The following is a 17385-nucleotide window of genomic DNA, read 5'->3' on the forward strand; positions in this document are numbered from 1 at the left end:
CGAGGGGGCCGGCGCGCGTCGTACGCGCCGGGGTCGTCGGGAGGATGCCAGCGGGGGCGGCGGCGGGCAAGGCCAATCAATCAGGAGTTCAGAATCGCGAGCGAGGGCGTCTGGATCTTGGCGCCGGCGGACCAGCGGCCCCCCTCGCGGCGGATCTCGCGGTAGAGCGTGTCGCGCTCGATGGGGACGCGGCCGGCCTCCTCGATCAGGCGGCGGATCTCGGCGACGGTCGCCTCCTGGGGCGTCTCGGCGCCGGCCTCGTGGTAGATCTTCTCGTGGACCACGGTGCCGTCGATGTCGTCGGCCCCGAACGAGAGGGCCACCTGGGCGGTCTTCAGGCCGAGCATGACCCAATACGCCTTGATGTGCGGGAAGTTGTCGAGCATCAAGCGGCTGATGGCCATCGTCTTGAGGTCCATCATCCCCGAGGGCCGGGGGATGTCGGCCATCTCCGAGTTGTCGGGGTGGAAGGCCAGCGGGATGAACGTCTGGAACCCGCCGGTCTCGTCCTGCAGTTCGCGGAGCCGGACCATGTGGTCGATCCGATGGACGGGGCCGTCGATGTGGCCGTAGAGCATCGTGGCGTTGGAGTGCAGCCCCAGCCGGTGGGCCGTGCGGTGGACGTCGAGCCACTGTTCGGTGGTCGCCTTGGCCCCGCAGATCTTCTCGCGGACCTCGGGATGGAAGATCTCGGCCCCGCCGCCCGGGAGGCTCCCCAGGCCGGCGTCGATCAGCCGCTTGAGGACCTCCTCGGTCGAGACCCGGGTGATCTTGGCGAAGAACTCGACCTCGACGGCCGTGTACGCCTTCACGTGGATCTCGGGGTCGACCTCCTTGATCCAGCGGATGACGTCGCAGTAGTAGTCGAGCTTCAGCTTGTGGTGCAGCCCGCCCACGATGTGGATCTCGGTCGCCCCCCGCTCGCTCGCCTGGCGGGCGCGCTCGACGACCTGGTCGCGGTACATGACGTAAGCCTTGGGCTCGTCGAGGTCGGCCCGGAAGGCGCAGAAGTCGCAGGTGTAGACGCAGACGTTCGTCGGGTTGATGTGCGTGTTGACGTTGTAGAACCCGAGGTCGCCGTTCTTCCGCTCGCGAACCAGGTTCGCCAGCGCGCCGATCTCCAGGATGTCGCGCGACGCCTCCAGCGCCAGCCCGTCGTCGAAGCTGAGCCGCTCGCCGGCCTCCACCTTCTCGCGAATCACCTTCAGACGAGCCACGTCGTCGGCCATGTCCGCTCCCATCCTCGAACGATATCGGTTCAACCCGCCGGTCGGGGCGGTTTCTCGAATTTTAGTCGTGATTGAATCATACGGCAACACCTGCCGAGACGTCGCGGCGGAAGCCGGCGAAACGTTCGACGACCAAGCCGCCCCCCGGGCCGGCCTCGCGGACGTTCGCCCCTTCCGCGCAACCCCGACGGGCCGGTTCATCGCCGCGGTCGCGACCTCGTCCGCGAGACGACGGGCGACTTCTTCTCCAGGTACGTCCGCTCGGCCTTCGCGAGCGCCTTCAGGGCGTTGCCGAACTCGGGCGTCGGTCCGAGTTTCAGTCCGCCCAGCTTCGCTTTTTCCAGCGCCTGGAACGCCGACTTGACCGCGGGGTCGACGTCCAGCTCGTCGTATCGCCTCACGACGGCGTCGGCCGCCTCGCGGAATTCCGCCAGGGCGGTCCGCACGGCTTCCAGGCTCTTCTGCATCTCGGCTTCCAGGGCCTTCTCGTCCTTGGGCGTCTCGGACCGGGCGGCCCGCTGCAGGGAAGCGATCTCGACCAGATTCGCCCGCACCCAGGCGCGCTGGGTGTTCACCTGGGCCAGGTACGCCTGGCCGCCGAATCCGGTCTGGCCGAAACTCCCCTGTTCGAAGCCCCCCTGACCGAACCCGCCGGGCTGGAACCCCTGCGGGTTGACCTGCTGGTCGAGGTCGCTCAGCGTGTTCTGCAGCTCGACCCGGCTCGCTTCCAGTTGGGCGAGTTCCTCGGCGGCTGCATCGGCCCGGCTCTTGCGCTCGACGTTCGCCGCGTGACCGGCCAGCACGGGACGGGCCGCCTTCCACTTCTCCAGCGCCGCCTGCTCCGCCTCGATCACGAAGAAGCGGCCCGACCTCGTCAGCCCCTTCTCCTTCAGGGCGGCGACGGCCGGCGCGTCGGCCGCCTGGCTCGGGGAGGAGGCGAGAGCGACGAGCGACAGTGACAGGACGAGGTGTTGGAATCGCAGCACCGCTGCCTCCCGGTCCGGGACGTTGAAGCCGACGAAGGGAACCCTCTACTGGAGGAATCGCCGATTCGCGACTACGGCGCGCCCCATGTCCGGGGATTTCCGGGAAATGGCGACCGCCTCGTCCCGGTGCAGCGGCCGTCGCCTCAGAGGAAGAGGTCGAACAGCGTCACGACCAGCAGGCCCATGCTGATGATCACGTTGACGTGGAAGAACGCCAGGTTGACGCGGTCGAGGTCGTCGGGACGGACCAGGGAGTGCTCGTAGACCAGGAGCACCGCCGCGGCGGCGACGCCGACGTAATAAATCGCGCCCAGCGGGTATGAGACGCCCAGGCCGATCAGGGCCGCGACCATGAGCGCGTGGCAGAACGCCGCGAGCCGGAGCGCGCCGGCGACGCCCAGCCGCGCGGGGACGCTGTTCAGGCCGACGCTGCGGTCGTACTCGGCGTCCTGGCAGGCGTAGATCAGGTCGAAGCCGGCGACCCACCAGAAGACGGCCAGGCCCAGCCAGGCCGGGGCCCAGGCGATGTCGCCCCGCAGGGCGATCCAGGCGGCGATCGGCGCGAGGCTCAGCGACGCCCCCAGCCAGAAGTGAGCCAGGCTGGTGAACCGCTTCGTGTACGAGTAGCCCAGCAGCCAGAGCAGCACCGGCACGGCCAGCCGCAGCGGCCAGGGGTTGGGCAGGAAGAGTAGCGTCGAGGCGACGAAGGCCGCCGCGCAAAGGACGGTGAAGAGCGCGACGGCCGCCGGGCTGAGCGCCCCGCGGGGGATGTGTCGCCCCGCCGTGCGGGGGTTCCCGGCGTCGACGTCGCGGTCGACGAGGCGGTTGAAAGCCATGGCCGCCGACCGCGCGGTCGTCATGCAGAGCAAGATCCCCAGCCAGTCGCGAGGCCGCCCTCGCAGACCTTCCGGCCCGCAGGCCGCGAGCAAGGCGCCCATGAGCGCGAACGGCAGGGCGAACAGCGTGTGGCTGAACCGCACCAGCTCCAGGTAGTCGCGGACGCGCCGCAGGGCGATCGACATGGGATCAGCGAGCCTTTCCAGCACGTCCCGAGGCCTGGTCGACGTGGAAAATCCGGGTGACGAGCCAGTCCCCCAGCGCCGGGAACGCCCAGGCCAGCGCCCCCATCGCCCGGAACGGCCAGACCATGCGGCGAAGGACGGACAACCGGCGTCTGGGACGGTCGATCAGGCCCGCGACCCGCCGCGCCACGTCCTCGACGTCGGCCGTCATCCAGGCCGAGGGGGTCTCCACCACCGGGTGCGCCTGGGCCCCGTCGCGGGCGAGTTTCTGGAAGGCCTCGGTGAACTCGGTCCTGATCGGGCCGGGCTCGACGAGGCAGACCGTCACGCCGTCGGGCCGCAGCTCGCGGCGGAGGGCGTCGTTCCAGTAGGCGATCCCGGCCTTGGTCGCCCCGTAGGCCCCTAGCGCCGAGTTCGCCACGCAGGTGATCGCCGAGCCGATGTTGATCACCGTCCCCCGCCGCGCGGTCAGCGAGCCGACCAGGTGCCGCGTCAGCAGCAGCGGGGCCCGAAAGTTGACTGCGACCTGCTGTTCGAGGTCCTCGACCGGGGCGTCGGCGAAGAGCGTCGGCAGCCCGAGGCCCGCGTTGTTGATCAGCACGTCGACGCCCCCGAACCGCTCGACGGCCTCCTTCGCCACAAGAGCGCAGGCTTCGGTTTGGGATAGGTCGGCCGGGATCGTCAGGACGTCCACCCCCGGCGCAAGCCGCTTCAGCTCGTCGCCCAGCGCGGCCAGGCGATCCTCGCGCCGCGCGACCAGCGCGAAGGCCGACGCCTTGCCGCGCCGGGCGATCTCGCGGGCGATGGCCGCTCCCAGGCCGGACGAGGCGCCGGTGATCAGGACGACGCGGCCGGCGGGTTGAGCATCCGGCATGGTTCAGCCCCCCTCCCCTTCGCCCCAGCGCGGGATCAGCCGGTTGGCGACGCCGAGCTGGTCGCAGATCCGGCCGACGACGAAGGCGACCATGTCTTCGAGCCCCTTCGGCCGATGATACCAGGCGGGCGAGGCGGGCAGGACGATCGCCCCGGCCCGCGTGACCTGCAGCATGTTCTCCAGGTGGACGAGGCTCAAGGGGGTCTCGCGCGGGACCAAAATCAGCTTGCGGCGCTCTTTCAGGTGCACGTCGGCCGCGCGGGTGACGAGGTTCGTCGTGATCCCGTGGGCGATCGAACCCAGCGTGCTCATGCTGCACGGGACGACCACCATGCCGGCCGTCAGGAACGAACCGCTGGCGATCCCCGCGGAGAAGTCGCGGTGATGGTGATAGATCAAGCGACCCGGCCCGACCTCGCCCAGCCAGGCGGCCGGGTCGAAGGCGTTGAGCTTCGGGGCCAGGCCGACCTCGGCCAGCATCACCTCGACGGCGCTCGGGCTGATCGTCAGGTGGACCGTCCGGCCCAGCCCCAGGAGCGTCCGCAGCAGGGCGAGCGCGTAAGGCGCGCCGCTGGCCCCGGTGATCGCGACGACCAGGGGGAGCCCGTCGTCGGTCATGGCCGCGCCGGCGGCTTGACGCCGACGTAGAGCGTGGCGATCCCGAAGGTCAGCGGGTGCATCTCCAGGTCGACCAGCCCGCGCGAGCCCATCAAGTCGAGCAGATCCTGACCGTCGGGGAATTCCAGGACCGTCTTGGGCAGATAGTGGTACGCGGAATCCTCGTTGGGCGCGACCGCCTGGCCGATCCGGGGGAGGATCTTGCGGAAGAACCCGAGGTAGATCGGCCCCAGGACGCGGCCCCGGGGGCGGGAGAACTCCAGGACGGCCACCTTGCCGCCGGGCCTCGCCGCGCGGATCAGCTCGTCGAGGCCGGCGACCGTGTCGCGCACGTTGCGGAGGCCGAACGCGACGCTGACCACGCCGAACGCGTCGCTGGGGACGGGCAGGTGCTGGGCGTCGCCCTCGACGAGGGTGATGCGGCCCTCGGCCCCGATCTTCCGTATCTTCTCGTCGCCGACGAGGAGCATCTCGCGGCAGAAGTCGGCCCCGACGATCGGCGAGCGTCCCTTCCCGGCCCTGTCGTACTCGATCGCCAGGTCGGCGGTGCCGGTGCAGCAGTCCAGAACCGGGTCGCCGGGCGTCGGGGGCACCGTCCGGGTCGTGAACCGCCGCCACGAGCGGTCGATGTTCAGGCTCAGCAGGTGGTTGAGCAGGTCGTACCGCTTGGCGATCGACGCGAACATCCGCCGGACGCGCTGGTTCGACTTGTCCTCGGACGATGACGGGGCGGCGGGGGCCGGCGGGGCCGTCGCGGGTTCGGATAGGGGCACGGGGCGTCGTCCGCTGGGGTCGTCGGGGTTGGGTGGAGACAAGTCATTGTTGCCTCGACACCGCCTCCCGACAAGTCGACGCGCGACCGCCGGCGGCCCCGCAGGTTCGCCCCAGACCTGAACCGAGATCGAAAATCGTCGTGGGTGCATCATGACGGCATAGGCTTCGCTAAGCTGAAGACGCATTCATCGACCTATTCAGAAATCCGTCCGACGAGGTGAACGTGCCCGCGGCGACATCCCCCGCTTCTCGCAGGCTGATGTGGGCCGGCCTCGTCCTGGCCGCGACGACGGGGCTCGCGCCGGCCCGCGTCGGGGCCGGCCCGGACGGGCCGATCGCCGGGCCGCTCCGCCTGGAAGGGATCCACTGGCCGGGCGAAGGGGGCGCGCGGATCGAGATCTCGCTCGGGGTCTACCTGATCGACTTCGCGCGCATCAACCTGCGCGAAGAGTCGTTCGACATGGCGGCCTATCTCGACACCGCCTGGACCGACCCGACGCTGGTCCTCAAGCCCGAGGAACGGCGGGGCAAGGTCCGACGCTACCGGCCCGGCCAGATCTGGGCCCCGGCGCTCGAATTCGTCAACGCCGTCGAGCAGGTCAACGCCGAGCGCGAGGGGGACCTCTACGTGGACGACGACGGCCGGGTCGCCCAGCGGATCCGGTTCAGCCACAAGTTCCAGTCGCCGCTGCGGCTCAAGCGGTTCCCGTTCGACGAGCAGACGCTGACCGTCGTGGTCTCGGCGTTCGACCCCTTCGCCAAGGACCTCAGGCTGATCATCGACCCCAAGAGGGTCGGCAAGCTGTCGGAAGCCTCGGTGACGGACTGGAACATCGAGGCGGTCTCGGCCCGCATCGAGCCCGACCGCGACGAGGGCCCGAGCGACGAGCGCCTGATGTTCGACGTGGACATCAGCCGGCGGTACACGTTCTACGTCTGGCGGGTCCTGCTGCCGATGAGTCTCCTGGTCGTGGCGTCCTGGATCGTCTTCTGGTTCGAGCCCACGAACCTCCAGCCCCAGGTCAGCACCGGGCTGGCCATCCTCCTGTCGCTGGTCACGTTCACGTATGCGATCGACTTCTCGCTGCCGAAGGTGGCCTACCTGACCTTCATCGACCGCTACACGTTGACCTCGTTCCTGTTCGTCCTCGCGGTCATCTTCTCGGTCTCGGCGATCCACGTGGTCATCCGCCGCGACGGGGTGGAGCGGGCGCTCAAGCTGCAAAAGGCGGCCCGATGGGTGTTCCCGCTGGCCTTCGTGATCTCGGGGCTCGCCGTCGCCGCGTTCTCGTTCGCCTGATCGGCCCGGGAGTCCGCCTCAGGCCCGAACGTCCGCCGCCCTCGGCCCCCAGCCCAGCTCGCCGGCGGTCAGGGGGTCGACGCGCAGTTCGGAGAGCCGCTCCGATTCCAGCCGCATGACGTCGCGGCGGGTCACGCTCCCGGGCGGGAAGCGGGAGAGGGGCCAGCCGTACTTGTCCTCGGCGCCGAAGAGGTGCATGACCTCGTGCGCCAGCACCCCCGCGCGAGGGACGGGGGGTCGGATCAGGGGCTCGGTGAAGTTGGCCTGCCGGGCGTGGCAGAAGGCCAGGCTGACCCCGTCGAGTTCGGTCCGGTCGAGCGGCACGGCGTACGACCGGCCCGCCAGCCGCAGGTGCAGCAGCCAGGCGACGGTCGCCCCGGGCAGTCGCGCGGCGACCTCCTGGACGAAGTCGACCGCGTCGCGGAACCCCAGCGTCGCCGCCGCCCGACTCATGATGGTCAGGGCGCGGGCCGTCGAGTCGGCCTCGAACAGGCCGACCTCCCCCCCGCTCTGCGCGACGACGACGTCGGTTTCGGGCGTGGGATCGCCGTCGACCTGGAAATAGACGTCCGCCAGACCCACCCCCAACGCCGCGCCGTAGCGGCCGGCCTGTTCTTCCATCCACCTCGCGGCGCGTCCCAGCGAGGCCAGGTGCCGGGCGATCTCCTCGTCGCTCCATGCCCGTCCGTCCGCCCCCACGAACAGCGAGACCAGCACGATCCGGCCCCGCAGCGGCGGGCACGCGACCCTCCGCCAGGGCATCGCCGGCCGCACCTCGGCCCGCTGGTCGTCTCGGAACGGCCCGAGGTACCGGAAGTAACGCGGAGCGTGGGGGTTGGGCTCCCGGGGCTCCATCGGGAGTTCGACCGGGCCGAGGGCCGGGTTCGCGATCGGCCCCCTCGCGACGCCGGTCGCCAGGGGCCGTGATTCGCGCCGGGCCCGGAGGATCAGCCGGATCAGCTCGACCGTCAGGAGGACGAGGCCCGCGCCGCCCAGGATCGCCCAGATTCGCAGATCCACCGGCTCCTCGGCGGCCCAGGCCAGCGGAGATGGGGCGTTCGGGGGGAATCCGACGGCGGGCATGGGGTCGTCTCGCGGGGGAAAGGGCGTCGCTCCCGGCAAATCGCCATTTGAAGAGTCGGCCCGATGCGGTATCTATCTTTCGCGATGGAGCGTCGCCAGATCCAGGAGGGACGGCGGATCATGCACGTTTGGAAGCGAGTCGGGTGGTGGGTCGTGTTGCCGACGCTGGCGTGCTGCGCCGGCTGCCGGGAATCCACGCCCGTCGAGAACCTGCCCGGCGTCCGCAAGTCCCTGGACGCCGTCGGCGTCCGGCTCAGCGCGGTCAAGTCGGAACGCGAGCTGACCGTCGCGGCCAGCCGACAGGCGAAGCTCCTCCCCTGGCTCCAGCGTTCCGAACGCGACGCCCTGGGACGCAACTCCGTACGATTCCAGGCCCCCGGCCCGGTGATGGTCGCCGTCGCCGCACCGCGAGGCTCGACGCCGTTCTGGGTGGGAGATCAGGGCTTCCGGCCGTCGGGCCTGACCTTCCAGGTCGAGGGCCGGCCGTGGGACGTCCACCGCAAGACGTTCCCTCCCGGCTGGGTCGGGCTGGGCGTCAACGGCCTGGATCGCTCCCCCGAGGAGCATTACGTCGCCTTCGTGCGCGCCGTCCCCGGACACCCGCCGCTCGCCGCCGACGCGCTCCAACTGGCTCCCGACCCGGACTTCGAATGGAAGGCGGTCGCCGCGCGCAACGGCGCCAGCGCCGCGAACGACGGCCGGCGGACGATCCGCGAGCTGCCCGCCGAGCTGGACGGCTCGATCCTGCTCCAGCCGGCGCACGACCGCCGCCACGGGGCCATGCTGGCCGGCGGCCGGGTCTGGAAGACGCACTCGCCCTCGGCCGACCAGCCCGACCAGGTCGTCATCAGCCTGAGCGACGACCCGACGCGGCGGCTCGTGTGGAGCTGGCGGACCGCGCCCGACGTCGAGTCGAGCGTCGTCCGGATCGCCCCCGCGAAGTACCAGACTCCCGAGGACGACCCGACCTCCCCGCCCGACCTCGTCGGCATGCGGATCGTCGAGGGGGACTCCCGGCTGGTGCGCTCGCCCGGCCTGCTCAACGACCCGGTCATCCGTCGCCACGCGGTGACCGTCGACGGCCTCGAGCCCGACACGATGTACTACTACTCCGTCGGCGACGGCGCCCCCCGCAACTGGGGCTCCTGGCGGACCGTCAAGACGGGCCCGACGCGGCCGAAACGGCTCGAGTTCCTCTACCTCGGCGACGCCCAGACCGGCTTCGAGGGCTGGGGCGCGCTCGTCACCGCCGCCTTCCGCCGGCACCCGGGCATGGACTTCATCTTCCTGGCCGGCGACCTCGTCGACCGCGGCAACGAGCGGACCAACTGGGACCACTTCTTCCTCCGCGCCGCGCCCGTGTTCGACCGCGTGACCGTCATGCCCGCGGTCGGCAACCACGAATATCTCGACCAGGGCCCTCGGCTGTACAACGCCTTCTTCCGGCTTCCCCAGGACGGGCCGCCCGACACGACCGCGGGGTTGGTCTACAGCTTCCGCTACGGCGGCGCGTTCTTCGCCGTGCTCGACAGCACCGCGGCCGTCATGAGCGAGACGCAGGCCCGCAAGCAGGCCGAGTGGCTCGACGAGGCCCTCGCGAACGCCCACGCCGACTGGAAGTTCGTGGTCTTCCACCACCCGATCTACCCCTCGCACCCGACCCGCGACAACCCGGTCATCCGCGAGCACTGGGTCCCCGTGTTCGACCGCCACCACGTCGACATGGTCCTGCAAGGCCACGACCACGCCTACCTCCGGACTCCCCCGATGCGCAATCATGAGCGCGTCTCGACTTCCGAAGAGGGCACGACCTACGTCGTCGCCGTCTCGGGCGACAAGTTCGTCCTGGACCAGCCCCCCCGCCCTTACATCGAGGTCGGCCGCACCGAGGTCTCGACCTACCAGACGATCGAGATCGACGAGCCCTCGCGCCGGCTGACCTTCCGCGCCTGGACGATCGACGGCGGCATCGCCGACTCGTTCGTCATCCAGAAGCCCGCCCCCGACCCCCGCCGCACGCTGGCGAAAGGGTCGTCCAACACCCAGGTCAAGCAAGTCGCCGGCTCCGACGACGCCCCGGACCGCCGCTGACTTCGTGATCCAAGGCAAGTCGGAACTCCTGATCCGGCCGATGACGATCGCCCCGAATCCGCCGCTTCCCGTTGGACAAAGCGGCTCGGACCGTGTCCAATGCGGATTACCCAGAGCCCGCAGAGCCCCGAAATCGAGGTCCCACGCTTCGGAAGGACTTCGCTAGGGACGACGGCACGTAGGCGACTCGCGGAGGCAGCATGAGACGGCGTCGCTTCGGTCCTGGACCGATCCTCGTGGGGATGGTCGCGCTCCTCGGTTCGTCGTCGTTCGGCCAGCTCAGCCTGGCCCCGCCCCCCAGGGCCACCCTGCTCCGATTGACGCTGACCCCGAACGGCTCGCAGGATCCTCCGGGAGACCGGCTGACCGCGAGCATCCTGCTTTATCCGGGGATCGAGCGGGTGGACCTGCAAGTCCATGCGGTCGCGGAGACCCCGCCGGCCCCTCCTGGCACCCCGCCCACCCCGCCGAATTACCTCAAGGCCAGGGGGGAGGCGTTCCGGGGCCCGGAAGGCCGGTTCCGGATCGCGAGTTCGTCGGCCCGGCCGGGCGGCGGCGGCATCGTGGAGACGTCCATCGTCGTCCCGCACGCCGCCATCGACGTCGGCCCTGATGTCGGGTCGATGCGCTACACCCTGATGGGCAGGATCGGCGAAGACGAGGTGTTCTTCGCCTCCACCCGATGGATTCTGCCGCCGGGCCGCCGCCCCGCGACCGGTCCGGTCGTCCTCGACCTCCCCTCGCCCGTCGCGCCGGGGAAGACCATGCCCTCGCCCGGGGGCGAGGCCAAGACCTTCCCGGGGGCGCAGGCGCCCGCGGCCCCGACCCGGGTGGTCCCGCACGAGTCGCCGTTCGTCGAGCTGCACAAGCGATCGGTCCTGTTCGCCACGAACCGGAGGGTGAGGGCGGAGGCCGGCCCCCCCTCGGCGCGCTTCGGCGACGAACTCGGCGCGACGCTCCGCTACGGCTCGTGCCTGGTGAACATCCCGCTGGAGTCGCACCAGCGCGGCAGGCTGGAGTTGCCGGGCCGTTTCAGCCGCCCCGACCCGGCGTTGTACTTCCTGATCGACGCCACGAACATGCTCGACGAACGGGGCTTTCGCGACATCATGCGGGGCGGCGACACCCGCGGCGACGCGCTCGTCTACGTCCACGGCTTCAACACGCCGTTCGACTTCGCGGTGGTGCGGCTGGCGCAGATCGTCCAGGACCTCAAATTCGCGGGGATCCCCATGGTCTTCAGCTGGCCGTCGCTGGGGTCGGCCTGGGATTACGGCCAGGATCAGGCGAACGCCGAGTGGAGCGTCAAGGACCTGACGACCGTCCTGAAGCAGGTCGTCGACGAGCGGGCGTCCCGGCCGGCGGCGTCGCGGGGCAAGGTCCACGTCATCGCCCACAGCCTGGGGAACCGCGTCACCCTGCGGGCGCTCGCCGCGCTCGACGCCCAGCTCCCGGCCGGATCCTCGCCGTTCGGGGAGATCGTCCTGGCGGCGCCGGACGTCTCGGTCGACGAGTTCACGCGGCTGCTCCCCGCGGCGAGGCGGCGTTCGGAACGGGTCTCGCTCTACTTCAACCCCAACGACAACGCCCTGCTCGCCTCCGAGATCCGCCACCCCGGCGAGCCCCGCGCGGGCCGCGCCGGCCTCTTCCTCGACGGCCTGGACAGCATCGACGCCAGCCGGGCCGACACCTCGCTGCTCGGGCACGGATACTGGGCCGAGGTGAGGCCGTTGCTGGCCGACTTGCAGATCCTCATCAACCTCGGCTGGCCCCCCGACCGCCGGGTCCCCACGCCCCTCGAAGCGATCACCGGCGCCCACCCCTACTGGGCCTTCCCCGCGGAGACGGCGTTCGGCCCCTGAGGGATTCTCCGGCCGGCGGAGGGTTGCCACGGCCTCGCCGCCGCGACACCATGGTGACGCACGGCCCGCGCCAGGGGCCGATCGCCCGGGACACGAGCGACGCACCCAGGAGCCCCATCATGTCGAAGACGCGATTCGCCCTCCTCGCCACCCTGGCCTTCGCGACGGCCCCCGCCGTCCGGGCCGGCGCCCCCGCCGACGGCGAGGGCTTCACCCCGCTGTTCAACGGCAAGGACCTCGCCGGCTGGACCGCGCCCGAGGGCGACGGCGGCCACTGGAAGGTCGTCGACGGCGCCATCGACTACGACGCCCTCAGCGAGGCCAAGGGGGACAAGAACCTCTGGACCGAGCGCGAGTACGGCGACTTCATCCTGAAGATCGACTGGCGGCTGAAGGAAGCCCCCTACATCAACAAGGGCATCCCCTACATCCTGCCCGACGGAACCCACGCCAAGGACATCCACGGCAAGGAGATGAAGCTCGCCCTGCCCGACGCCGACTCGGGCGTCTTCCTCCGCGGCGACGGCAAGTACCAGGCCAACATCTGGTGCTGGCCCGTCGGCTCGGGCGAGATGTACGGCCTGCGCACCGAGGCTTCCACCTCCCCCGAGCTGCGCGCCGCCGTCACCCCCAAGCACCAGGCCGACAAGCCGATCGGCGAGTGGAACCATTTCGAGATCACCGTGAAGGGCAAGACGGTCACGACCGTACTCAACGGCGTCGTCGTCGTCGACAAGGCGACGATCCCCGACCTGCCCGCCAAGGGCCGCCTCGCCCTCCAGCACCACGGCGGCAAGAACAAGGCCGGCGAATGGGCGGGGCCGCCCAGCCTCGTCCAGTTCAAGAACATCGCGATCAAGACGCTGGACTGACCCGGGACCCGGCCGCCCGAGCCTCGACACGGACCTGAACATGTTCATGCGAACGGCCTTGATCGGGTTGATGCTCGCGGCGGCGTCGGGCTGCGGCCGCGCGCCGGACGCCGCCGCCCCCCCGCCGGCGGCCCCGAACGTCGTCGCCGCCCCGCCCCCCCCGACGGCCGGCGGCGACGACGAGGATCGCACCGAGCGTCGCCTGCGCGAGGAGGCGGAGGGCTGGGACGACGCGATCCTCGCGCGCGAGGTCGAGACCTTCGTCTTCGACGGCGGGTCGGACGAGAAGGTGCTGAAGCAGCTCGGCGCGCGCGTCCACGCGGCCGCCCTGGAGATCCTCGGCGACGCGGCCGACGCGGGCGCCCAGCCGTTCCGACGCGTCTGCCGCCTGTTCGGCGACGCCCCGCCGGCGTCGGTCGTGGATCCGCTGGCCCGCTACGCCGAGTCCCCCGTCGCCGAGATCCGCGAGGAAGCGGCCTTCGTCCTGGGCCGCGCCGGCCTCCCCGAGGCCGTCGCCCCGCTGAAGAAGATCCTCGGCGGGGCCGACCGCGAGGCCGCCGAGCAGGCGCTGCTGGGGCTCCAGATGGCGCTCCGCGACGGCCGCCCGGGGCTCGACATCCGGCCCAGCCTGTACGAGGACGTCCGGAAGCTGGTCGAGGCCGGGTCCTGCGACGCCTACGCCGCCGACGTGCTGGTGCGCCTGGATCGCGACCGCGCCGCCGCCTACCTGCTCTCCGACGATTACTGGAAGGCGCGGCCGTCCTCGTTCCCCCGGGCCCTCCACGCCCTCGCCGACGTCCAGATCCCCGCGCCCGTCGAACGCGTCCGCCCGCTGATCGCCGAGCTGGAGAAGGCCGACCCCAAGGAGCCGGTCCGGGCCGCGCTCGATGGGGCCTACCGTCTGCTCGGCCAGGCCCGGGTCCCCGAGGACCGCGAGTTCCTCGAAGCCCGCACGGCCGGGGGCGACGGCGCGGCCGCGATGAAGGGCCTGCTCGCCTTCCACGATCTGGAGGGCTTCGACGACCGCCTGTGGGAGACCGACTCCTCGACCTGGAACGGCTCGCAGAAGCTCGCCGCGGCCGTCCTGATGCTCGACATGGAGGTCCTCAACGGCGGCTTCGACCAGTACTTCGTCAACTCCAGCGGCGACCGCTGGAAGGAGGCCGTCGAGGGCCTCCGCGAGATGGGCTCCGTGGAACTCGCCGGCCTGCTGAACGAGGCCGTCGCCCGCTTCGGCGCGACGCCGCCGTCGGCCGATCGCGCGACCCGGCTCGACCAGCTCGACGCGATCGCCAGGGCCGACGCCGACGCCTTCGACCCGATCGACGACCGCTGGTACGAGTCCAAGGAGAGCGTCGACGTCCTGACGGGCCGGTTTGTAATCGCCCACGCCGCGGATTTTCGATGAGCGTCGCCCGTCGCGATTCGCCCGTTACGTCGTATAGTAATGCGCAGTCGGCCGCGAGGGGCTCGGACGGGCCATCTCAGGCTGGAGCCTAACCAACCGCCCGACGGCCCCGGAAATCAACATTTTTTTGAGCGAACGGACCCAATTTCGACGGCCGCGCGCGGTCTGCAACGGCCAATTTGATAAGCCTTTAGGCGGACGACGCCTCGGCCGGGGCGGTCCGAGCGGACCCGAACGGAGCCGGCCCGCGGCAAAGGCGGCGGGTCCGAATTCCAGCGGATTGACACGCTCGTGCGGGCGTCGGATAGTGAATCACGGGTCGACGGTCGGCGCAGGTCACGTCGGAAATCTTCGGCATTCCTGGGCGAGTCAGGCGAGGGGGCGGCACATGCGTCTGCGACAGGGGATCCGCCGGACGGGCGGGGCTTGGCTGGCGTTCTCGGCGGCGACGGCCTTGCTGGCCTGGCTGGCGGCCGGAGGCGCGGCGCGGCTCTCGGCCCAGGAGCCGGCGAAGGAAACGGCCCCCCCGGCCGCGGAAGCCCCGGCCCCCGCGCCGGCCCAGCCCGAAGCGGCCGCTCCGCCCGCGGACGGCAAGGCCGAGGAGCCCGCCAGGGCCGAAGGTGCCGCGACGCCCGCCGCAGAAGGGACCGCCCCGGCCGCGCCCGAGAACATGCTGCAGTGGGCCATCCGCGCCTCGGGGCCGATCGGCGTCTTCCTCGTCTTCCTGTCGGTCTACTTCACCGCCCTGGTCATCCGCCTGTTCATCGAGTACCGCGTGACCGAGGCCGTGCCGCCTCCGCTGGTCGAGAAGCTCGAGGCGGCGATCCGCGACAAGAAGTTCCAGGAGGCGTACGACCTCTGCCGCGACAACGACTCGTTCCTGGCCCGGCTGGTGCGGACCGGGATCGCCAACCTCCCCAACGGCCGCGCCGAGGCCAAGGAGGCGATGGCCACGACGTCGGCCGAGATCGTCACCGAACTGGAGATGAAGATCAGCTACCTGGCCACGATCGGCACGCTCGGCCCGATGATCGGGCTGGTGGGCACGGTCTGGGGCATGATCGAGAGCTTCCGCGAGATCGCCACCGCCGCCGGCGCCCAGCCCCGGCCCGACAAGGTGGCCGCCGGCATCTCGACGGCCCTGTTCATCACGCTCGAGGGCGTCTCGCTGTCGGTGCCGGCGATCTTCTTCTTCGCCTTCTTCCGCAACCGGGTCGCCGCGATGACCATCGAGGCCAACCGCGTCGCCGACCGCACCATCAACTCGCTGGTGACGGCCGCCAAGACCACCTCCAAGCCCACGGCCTGAACGCCGGTCGAGCCGAGCCCGAAGCCCGGAGGGACGCCACGATGAGCGGGGGAGTGATCTCCAAGGAGAAAGCGGAGCCGAACCTCACGCCGCTGCTGGACATCGTGTTCCAGCTGATCACCTTCTTCATGCTCGTCATCAACTTCGCCAGCGACAACTACGACCAGCGCGTCAACCTCCCCGACGCCGGCTCCGCCCGGCCGGTGGAGGACGACGCGCGGATCTCCGAGGACCGCCTGGTCCTCAACGTCGACTCCGAGGGCCGGCTGCTCCACGGCGACGAGGCGCAGGGGATCGACGCGGCCGTTCAGACGATCCGACACCAGGCCGACCTGGTGAAGCTGGGCCTCAAGGCGTCGGGCGTCAAGTTCGACGCGGCCACGGGCTCGCTCCCCACGACCATCATCCTCCGCGCCGACAAGGAGACCTCCTTCGGCGCCGTCCTGGGGATCATCAAGGCGTGCCAGGCCCAGGGCTTCCGCAAGTTCGCCCTCAAGGCCATGATCCGCAGCTGATTAAACAGGTCGGAATCCGTCGATCGATCGTTCAAGCAGGGGGGCCGGCCGTGGCGCGTCGAGGCGGTGGGATCGAGATGGACGGGCCCGACGTGCCGGTCGCGCCGATGCTCGACATGGCGTTCCAGCTCCTGACGTTCTTCGTCCTGACCTACCGCGCCGCGCCGGTGGAGGGGCAGTTCGTGATGAACCTGCTCCCCGCCCAGCCCGCGACCTCGATGGCCGCGGCCCCCGCCGAGGCGTCGGCCGCCAACGACCTGCCGGCCACCCTGCGGACCCTGCCCGTCGTCCTGAGGGCCGACGACGCCGGCCGATTGGCGCAGGTCAGCATCGCCGAGGTCGACGTCTCGAACGACCCGAAGGCCCTGGAGCAGGAGCTCGACCGCCACTTCCTGGACCCCGACGCCCCCTTCGACCAGACCCTCATCAAGGTCGACCCCAACCTGCGCTACGCCGAGCTGATGACGATCATCGACGCCTTCACCAACGCGTTCGTCAAGGCGAAGAAGGAGCCCAAGCTGAGCTTCGACGAGCTGCGGGGCGACGACGGAGGCTGAGCCGCCATGGCCATGGATCGACCGAGCCCGTTCTTCCGCGGGTCGGAGCTGCCCCGCCTGGCCCTGCTGGCGGCCGTGGCGCTCGCCGGCTGGGGCGCCGTCTGGTACTTCGCCAACCGGCCCCCCGGCCCCGCCCCCGAGCCCCCGCTCCGTGCCGGGGCCCCGCCCGTCGCCGTCGAGCCCGACCGCTCCGAAGTCTTCGAGACCGTGACCGACCGCACGCCGATGACGTTCCGCGACAACGCCGCCTACGCCTACCTGCTGGAGAAGGCCCGCGCCCATTCCCCGACCGAACTCGCCGCCCAGGCCCGCCGCGACGTCTTCCTGACCCACCTGTGGGAGCGGCCCGAGCACTACCGCGGCGTCCCCGTCCACATCCAGGGCGCGGCGCTCCGGGTGGCCCGGTTCGAGTCCAAACTCAGCAAGACCGGCTGGCTCTACGAGGCCTGGGTCGTCACCCCCGACGCGCGCCGCTATCCCTACGACTGCGTCTTCGAGCAGCCCCCGGACGGGTTCCCGATCGGCACCGAGATCAACGAGCGGGTGGCCTTCAACGGCTACTTCCTCAAGGTCATGAAGTACCAGGCCGCCGACGTCGCCCGGGGCGCGCCGGTGCTCGTGGGCAAGCTCGGCTGGGAGCCCCGCCCCGCCGACTCGCCCGTCAAGGAGTCGAACAAGGTCCTCTACTGGTCGATGGTCGTCGTCGGCGTCCTGTTCCTCGTCTCCCTGGCGCGCTGGGTCTCCCAACTCCTGCACTACCTCACCTTCCCCCGCCGCAACGGCACGCCCTCGCGCACCTTCCCCGACGAGATCCCGCCCGACGACCTGCAAGCCTGGGTCGAGTCGCAAGGCGACGACGAGGACGCGGCGCCGCCGTGATCCGGA

Annotated in this window: 16 protein-coding genes; 9 read left to right on the top strand and 7 right to left on the bottom strand. The window is 70.8% G+C overall.

Annotation, left to right across the window (positions count from 1 at the left end):
* Positions 1 to 80: 80 nt before the first annotated feature.
* From mqnE to PZE19_RS09930, 6 genes are all read right to left on the bottom strand, one after another.
* Complete coding sequence (gene mqnE / locus PZE19_RS09905) at positions 81 to 1229, bottom strand: aminofutalosine synthase MqnE (RefSeq protein ID WP_277860449.1); 1149 nt, start codon at positions 1227 to 1229, stop codon at positions 81 to 83.
* A gap of 197 nt (positions 1230 to 1426) precedes the next feature.
* Positions 1427 to 2215, bottom strand: coding sequence for a hypothetical protein (locus PZE19_RS09910; RefSeq protein ID WP_277860450.1), 789 nt, complete (start codon positions 2213 to 2215; stop codon positions 1427 to 1429).
* Positions 2216 to 2358: 143 nt separating this feature from the next.
* Positions 2359 to 3237 (bottom strand): UbiA-like polyprenyltransferase, encoded by an 879-nt coding sequence (locus PZE19_RS09915; protein ID WP_277860451.1) that lies wholly within the window; start codon positions 3235 to 3237, stop codon positions 2359 to 2361.
* A gap of 4 nt (positions 3238 to 3241) precedes the next feature.
* Complete coding sequence (locus PZE19_RS09920) at positions 3242 to 4111, bottom strand: SDR family NAD(P)-dependent oxidoreductase (RefSeq protein ID WP_277860452.1); 870 nt, start codon at positions 4109 to 4111, stop codon at positions 3242 to 3244.
* 3 nt (positions 4112 to 4114) lie between these two features.
* Complete coding sequence (locus tag PZE19_RS09925) at positions 4115 to 4729, bottom strand: UbiX family flavin prenyltransferase (RefSeq protein ID WP_277860453.1); 615 nt, start codon at positions 4727 to 4729, stop codon at positions 4115 to 4117.
* Complete coding sequence (locus PZE19_RS09930; protein ID WP_277860454.1) at positions 4726 to 5502, bottom strand: ubiquinone/menaquinone biosynthesis methyltransferase; 777 nt, start codon at positions 5500 to 5502, stop codon at positions 4726 to 4728. The genes PZE19_RS09925 and PZE19_RS09930 overlap by 4 nt, the downstream gene beginning before the upstream one ends.
* A gap of 224 nt (positions 5503 to 5726) precedes the next feature.
* Here PZE19_RS09930 and PZE19_RS09935 point away from each other — a divergent pair, with 224 nt between their 5' ends.
* Positions 5727 to 6803, top strand: coding sequence for a ligand-gated ion channel (locus PZE19_RS09935; RefSeq protein WP_277860455.1), 1077 nt, complete (start codon positions 5727 to 5729; stop codon positions 6801 to 6803).
* An 18-nt stretch (positions 6804 to 6821) separates the two neighbouring features.
* On the opposite strand, the gene PZE19_RS09940 is transcribed toward PZE19_RS09935, so the two are convergent.
* Complete coding sequence (locus PZE19_RS09940; RefSeq protein ID WP_277860456.1) at positions 6822 to 7886, bottom strand: hypothetical protein; 1065 nt, start codon at positions 7884 to 7886, stop codon at positions 6822 to 6824.
* Between the two features lie 63 nt (positions 7887 to 7949).
* Here PZE19_RS09940 and PZE19_RS09945 point away from each other — a divergent pair, with 63 nt between their 5' ends.
* From PZE19_RS09945 to PZE19_RS09980, 8 genes are all read left to right on the top strand, one after another.
* Positions 7950 to 9977 (top strand): purple acid phosphatase family protein, encoded by a 2028-nt coding sequence (locus PZE19_RS09945; RefSeq protein WP_277860457.1) that lies wholly within the window; start codon positions 7950 to 7952, stop codon positions 9975 to 9977.
* A 200-nt stretch (positions 9978 to 10177) separates the two neighbouring features.
* On the top strand, positions 10178 to 11839 hold the full coding sequence (locus PZE19_RS09950) for an alpha/beta hydrolase (protein WP_277860458.1): 1662 nt from the start codon (positions 10178 to 10180) through the stop codon (positions 11837 to 11839).
* Positions 11840 to 11958: 119 nt separating this feature from the next.
* Complete coding sequence (locus PZE19_RS09955) at positions 11959 to 12711, top strand: 3-keto-disaccharide hydrolase (RefSeq protein WP_277860459.1); 753 nt, start codon at positions 11959 to 11961, stop codon at positions 12709 to 12711.
* Positions 12712 to 12751: 40 nt separating this feature from the next.
* On the top strand, positions 12752 to 14119 hold the full coding sequence (locus PZE19_RS09960; RefSeq protein WP_277860460.1) for a DMP19 family protein: 1368 nt from the start codon (positions 12752 to 12754) through the stop codon (positions 14117 to 14119).
* A 388-nt stretch (positions 14120 to 14507) separates the two neighbouring features.
* Positions 14508 to 15428, top strand: coding sequence for a MotA/TolQ/ExbB proton channel family protein (locus PZE19_RS09965; RefSeq protein WP_277860461.1), 921 nt, complete (start codon positions 14508 to 14510; stop codon positions 15426 to 15428).
* Between the two features lie 41 nt (positions 15429 to 15469).
* Entirely contained in the window at positions 15470 to 15943 is a 474-nt protein-coding gene (locus PZE19_RS09970) for an ExbD/TolR family protein (protein WP_277860462.1), read from the top strand.
* 50 nt (positions 15944 to 15993) lie between these two features.
* A complete protein-coding gene (locus PZE19_RS09975) occupies positions 15994 to 16500 on the top strand; it encodes an ExbD/TolR family protein (protein WP_277860463.1) in 507 nt (168 codons plus the stop codon).
* 6 nt (positions 16501 to 16506) lie between these two features.
* Positions 16507 to 17379 (top strand): hypothetical protein, encoded by an 873-nt coding sequence (locus tag PZE19_RS09980; protein ID WP_277860464.1) that lies wholly within the window; start codon positions 16507 to 16509, stop codon positions 17377 to 17379.
* Positions 17380 to 17385 lie beyond the last annotated feature (6 nt).

It is taken from the genome of Paludisphaera mucosa (genome assembly GCF_029589435.1).
Lineage (GTDB): Bacteria > Planctomycetota > Planctomycetia > Isosphaerales > Isosphaeraceae > Paludisphaera > Paludisphaera mucosa.

Excerpts from the sequence above, each read along its gene's own strand:
- PZE19_RS09965 (WP_277860461.1), top strand. The coding sequence starts at position 14,508 with ATGCGTCTGCGACAGGGGATCCGCCGGACGGGCGGGGCTTGGCTGGCG.
- PZE19_RS09945 (WP_277860457.1), top strand. The coding sequence starts at position 7,950 with ATGCGGTATCTATCTTTCGCGATGGAGCGTCGCCAGATCCAGGAGGGA.
- PZE19_RS09955 (WP_277860459.1), top strand. The coding sequence starts at position 11,959 with ATGTCGAAGACGCGATTCGCCCTCCTCGCCACCCTGGCCTTCGCGACG.
- PZE19_RS09940 (WP_277860456.1), bottom strand. The coding sequence starts at position 7,886 with ATGCCCGCCGTCGGATTCCCCCCGAACGCCCCATCTCCGCTGGCCTGG.
- PZE19_RS09960 (WP_277860460.1), top strand. The coding sequence starts at position 12,752 with ATGTTCATGCGAACGGCCTTGATCGGGTTGATGCTCGCGGCGGCGTCG.
- PZE19_RS09980 (WP_277860464.1), top strand. The coding sequence starts at position 16,507 with ATGGCCATGGATCGACCGAGCCCGTTCTTCCGCGGGTCGGAGCTGCCC.
- PZE19_RS09920 (WP_277860452.1), bottom strand. The coding sequence starts at position 4,111 with ATGCCGGATGCTCAACCCGCCGGCCGCGTCGTCCTGATCACCGGCGCC.
- mqnE (WP_277860449.1), bottom strand. The coding sequence starts at position 1,229 with ATGGCCGACGACGTGGCTCGTCTGAAGGTGATTCGCGAGAAGGTGGAG.
- PZE19_RS09970 (WP_277860462.1), top strand. The coding sequence starts at position 15,470 with ATGAGCGGGGGAGTGATCTCCAAGGAGAAAGCGGAGCCGAACCTCACG.
- PZE19_RS09950 (WP_277860458.1), top strand. The coding sequence starts at position 10,178 with ATGAGACGGCGTCGCTTCGGTCCTGGACCGATCCTCGTGGGGATGGTC.
- PZE19_RS09925 (WP_277860453.1), bottom strand. The coding sequence starts at position 4,729 with ATGACCGACGACGGGCTCCCCCTGGTCGTCGCGATCACCGGGGCCAGC.
- PZE19_RS09915 (WP_277860451.1), bottom strand. The coding sequence starts at position 3,237 with ATGTCGATCGCCCTGCGGCGCGTCCGCGACTACCTGGAGCTGGTGCGG.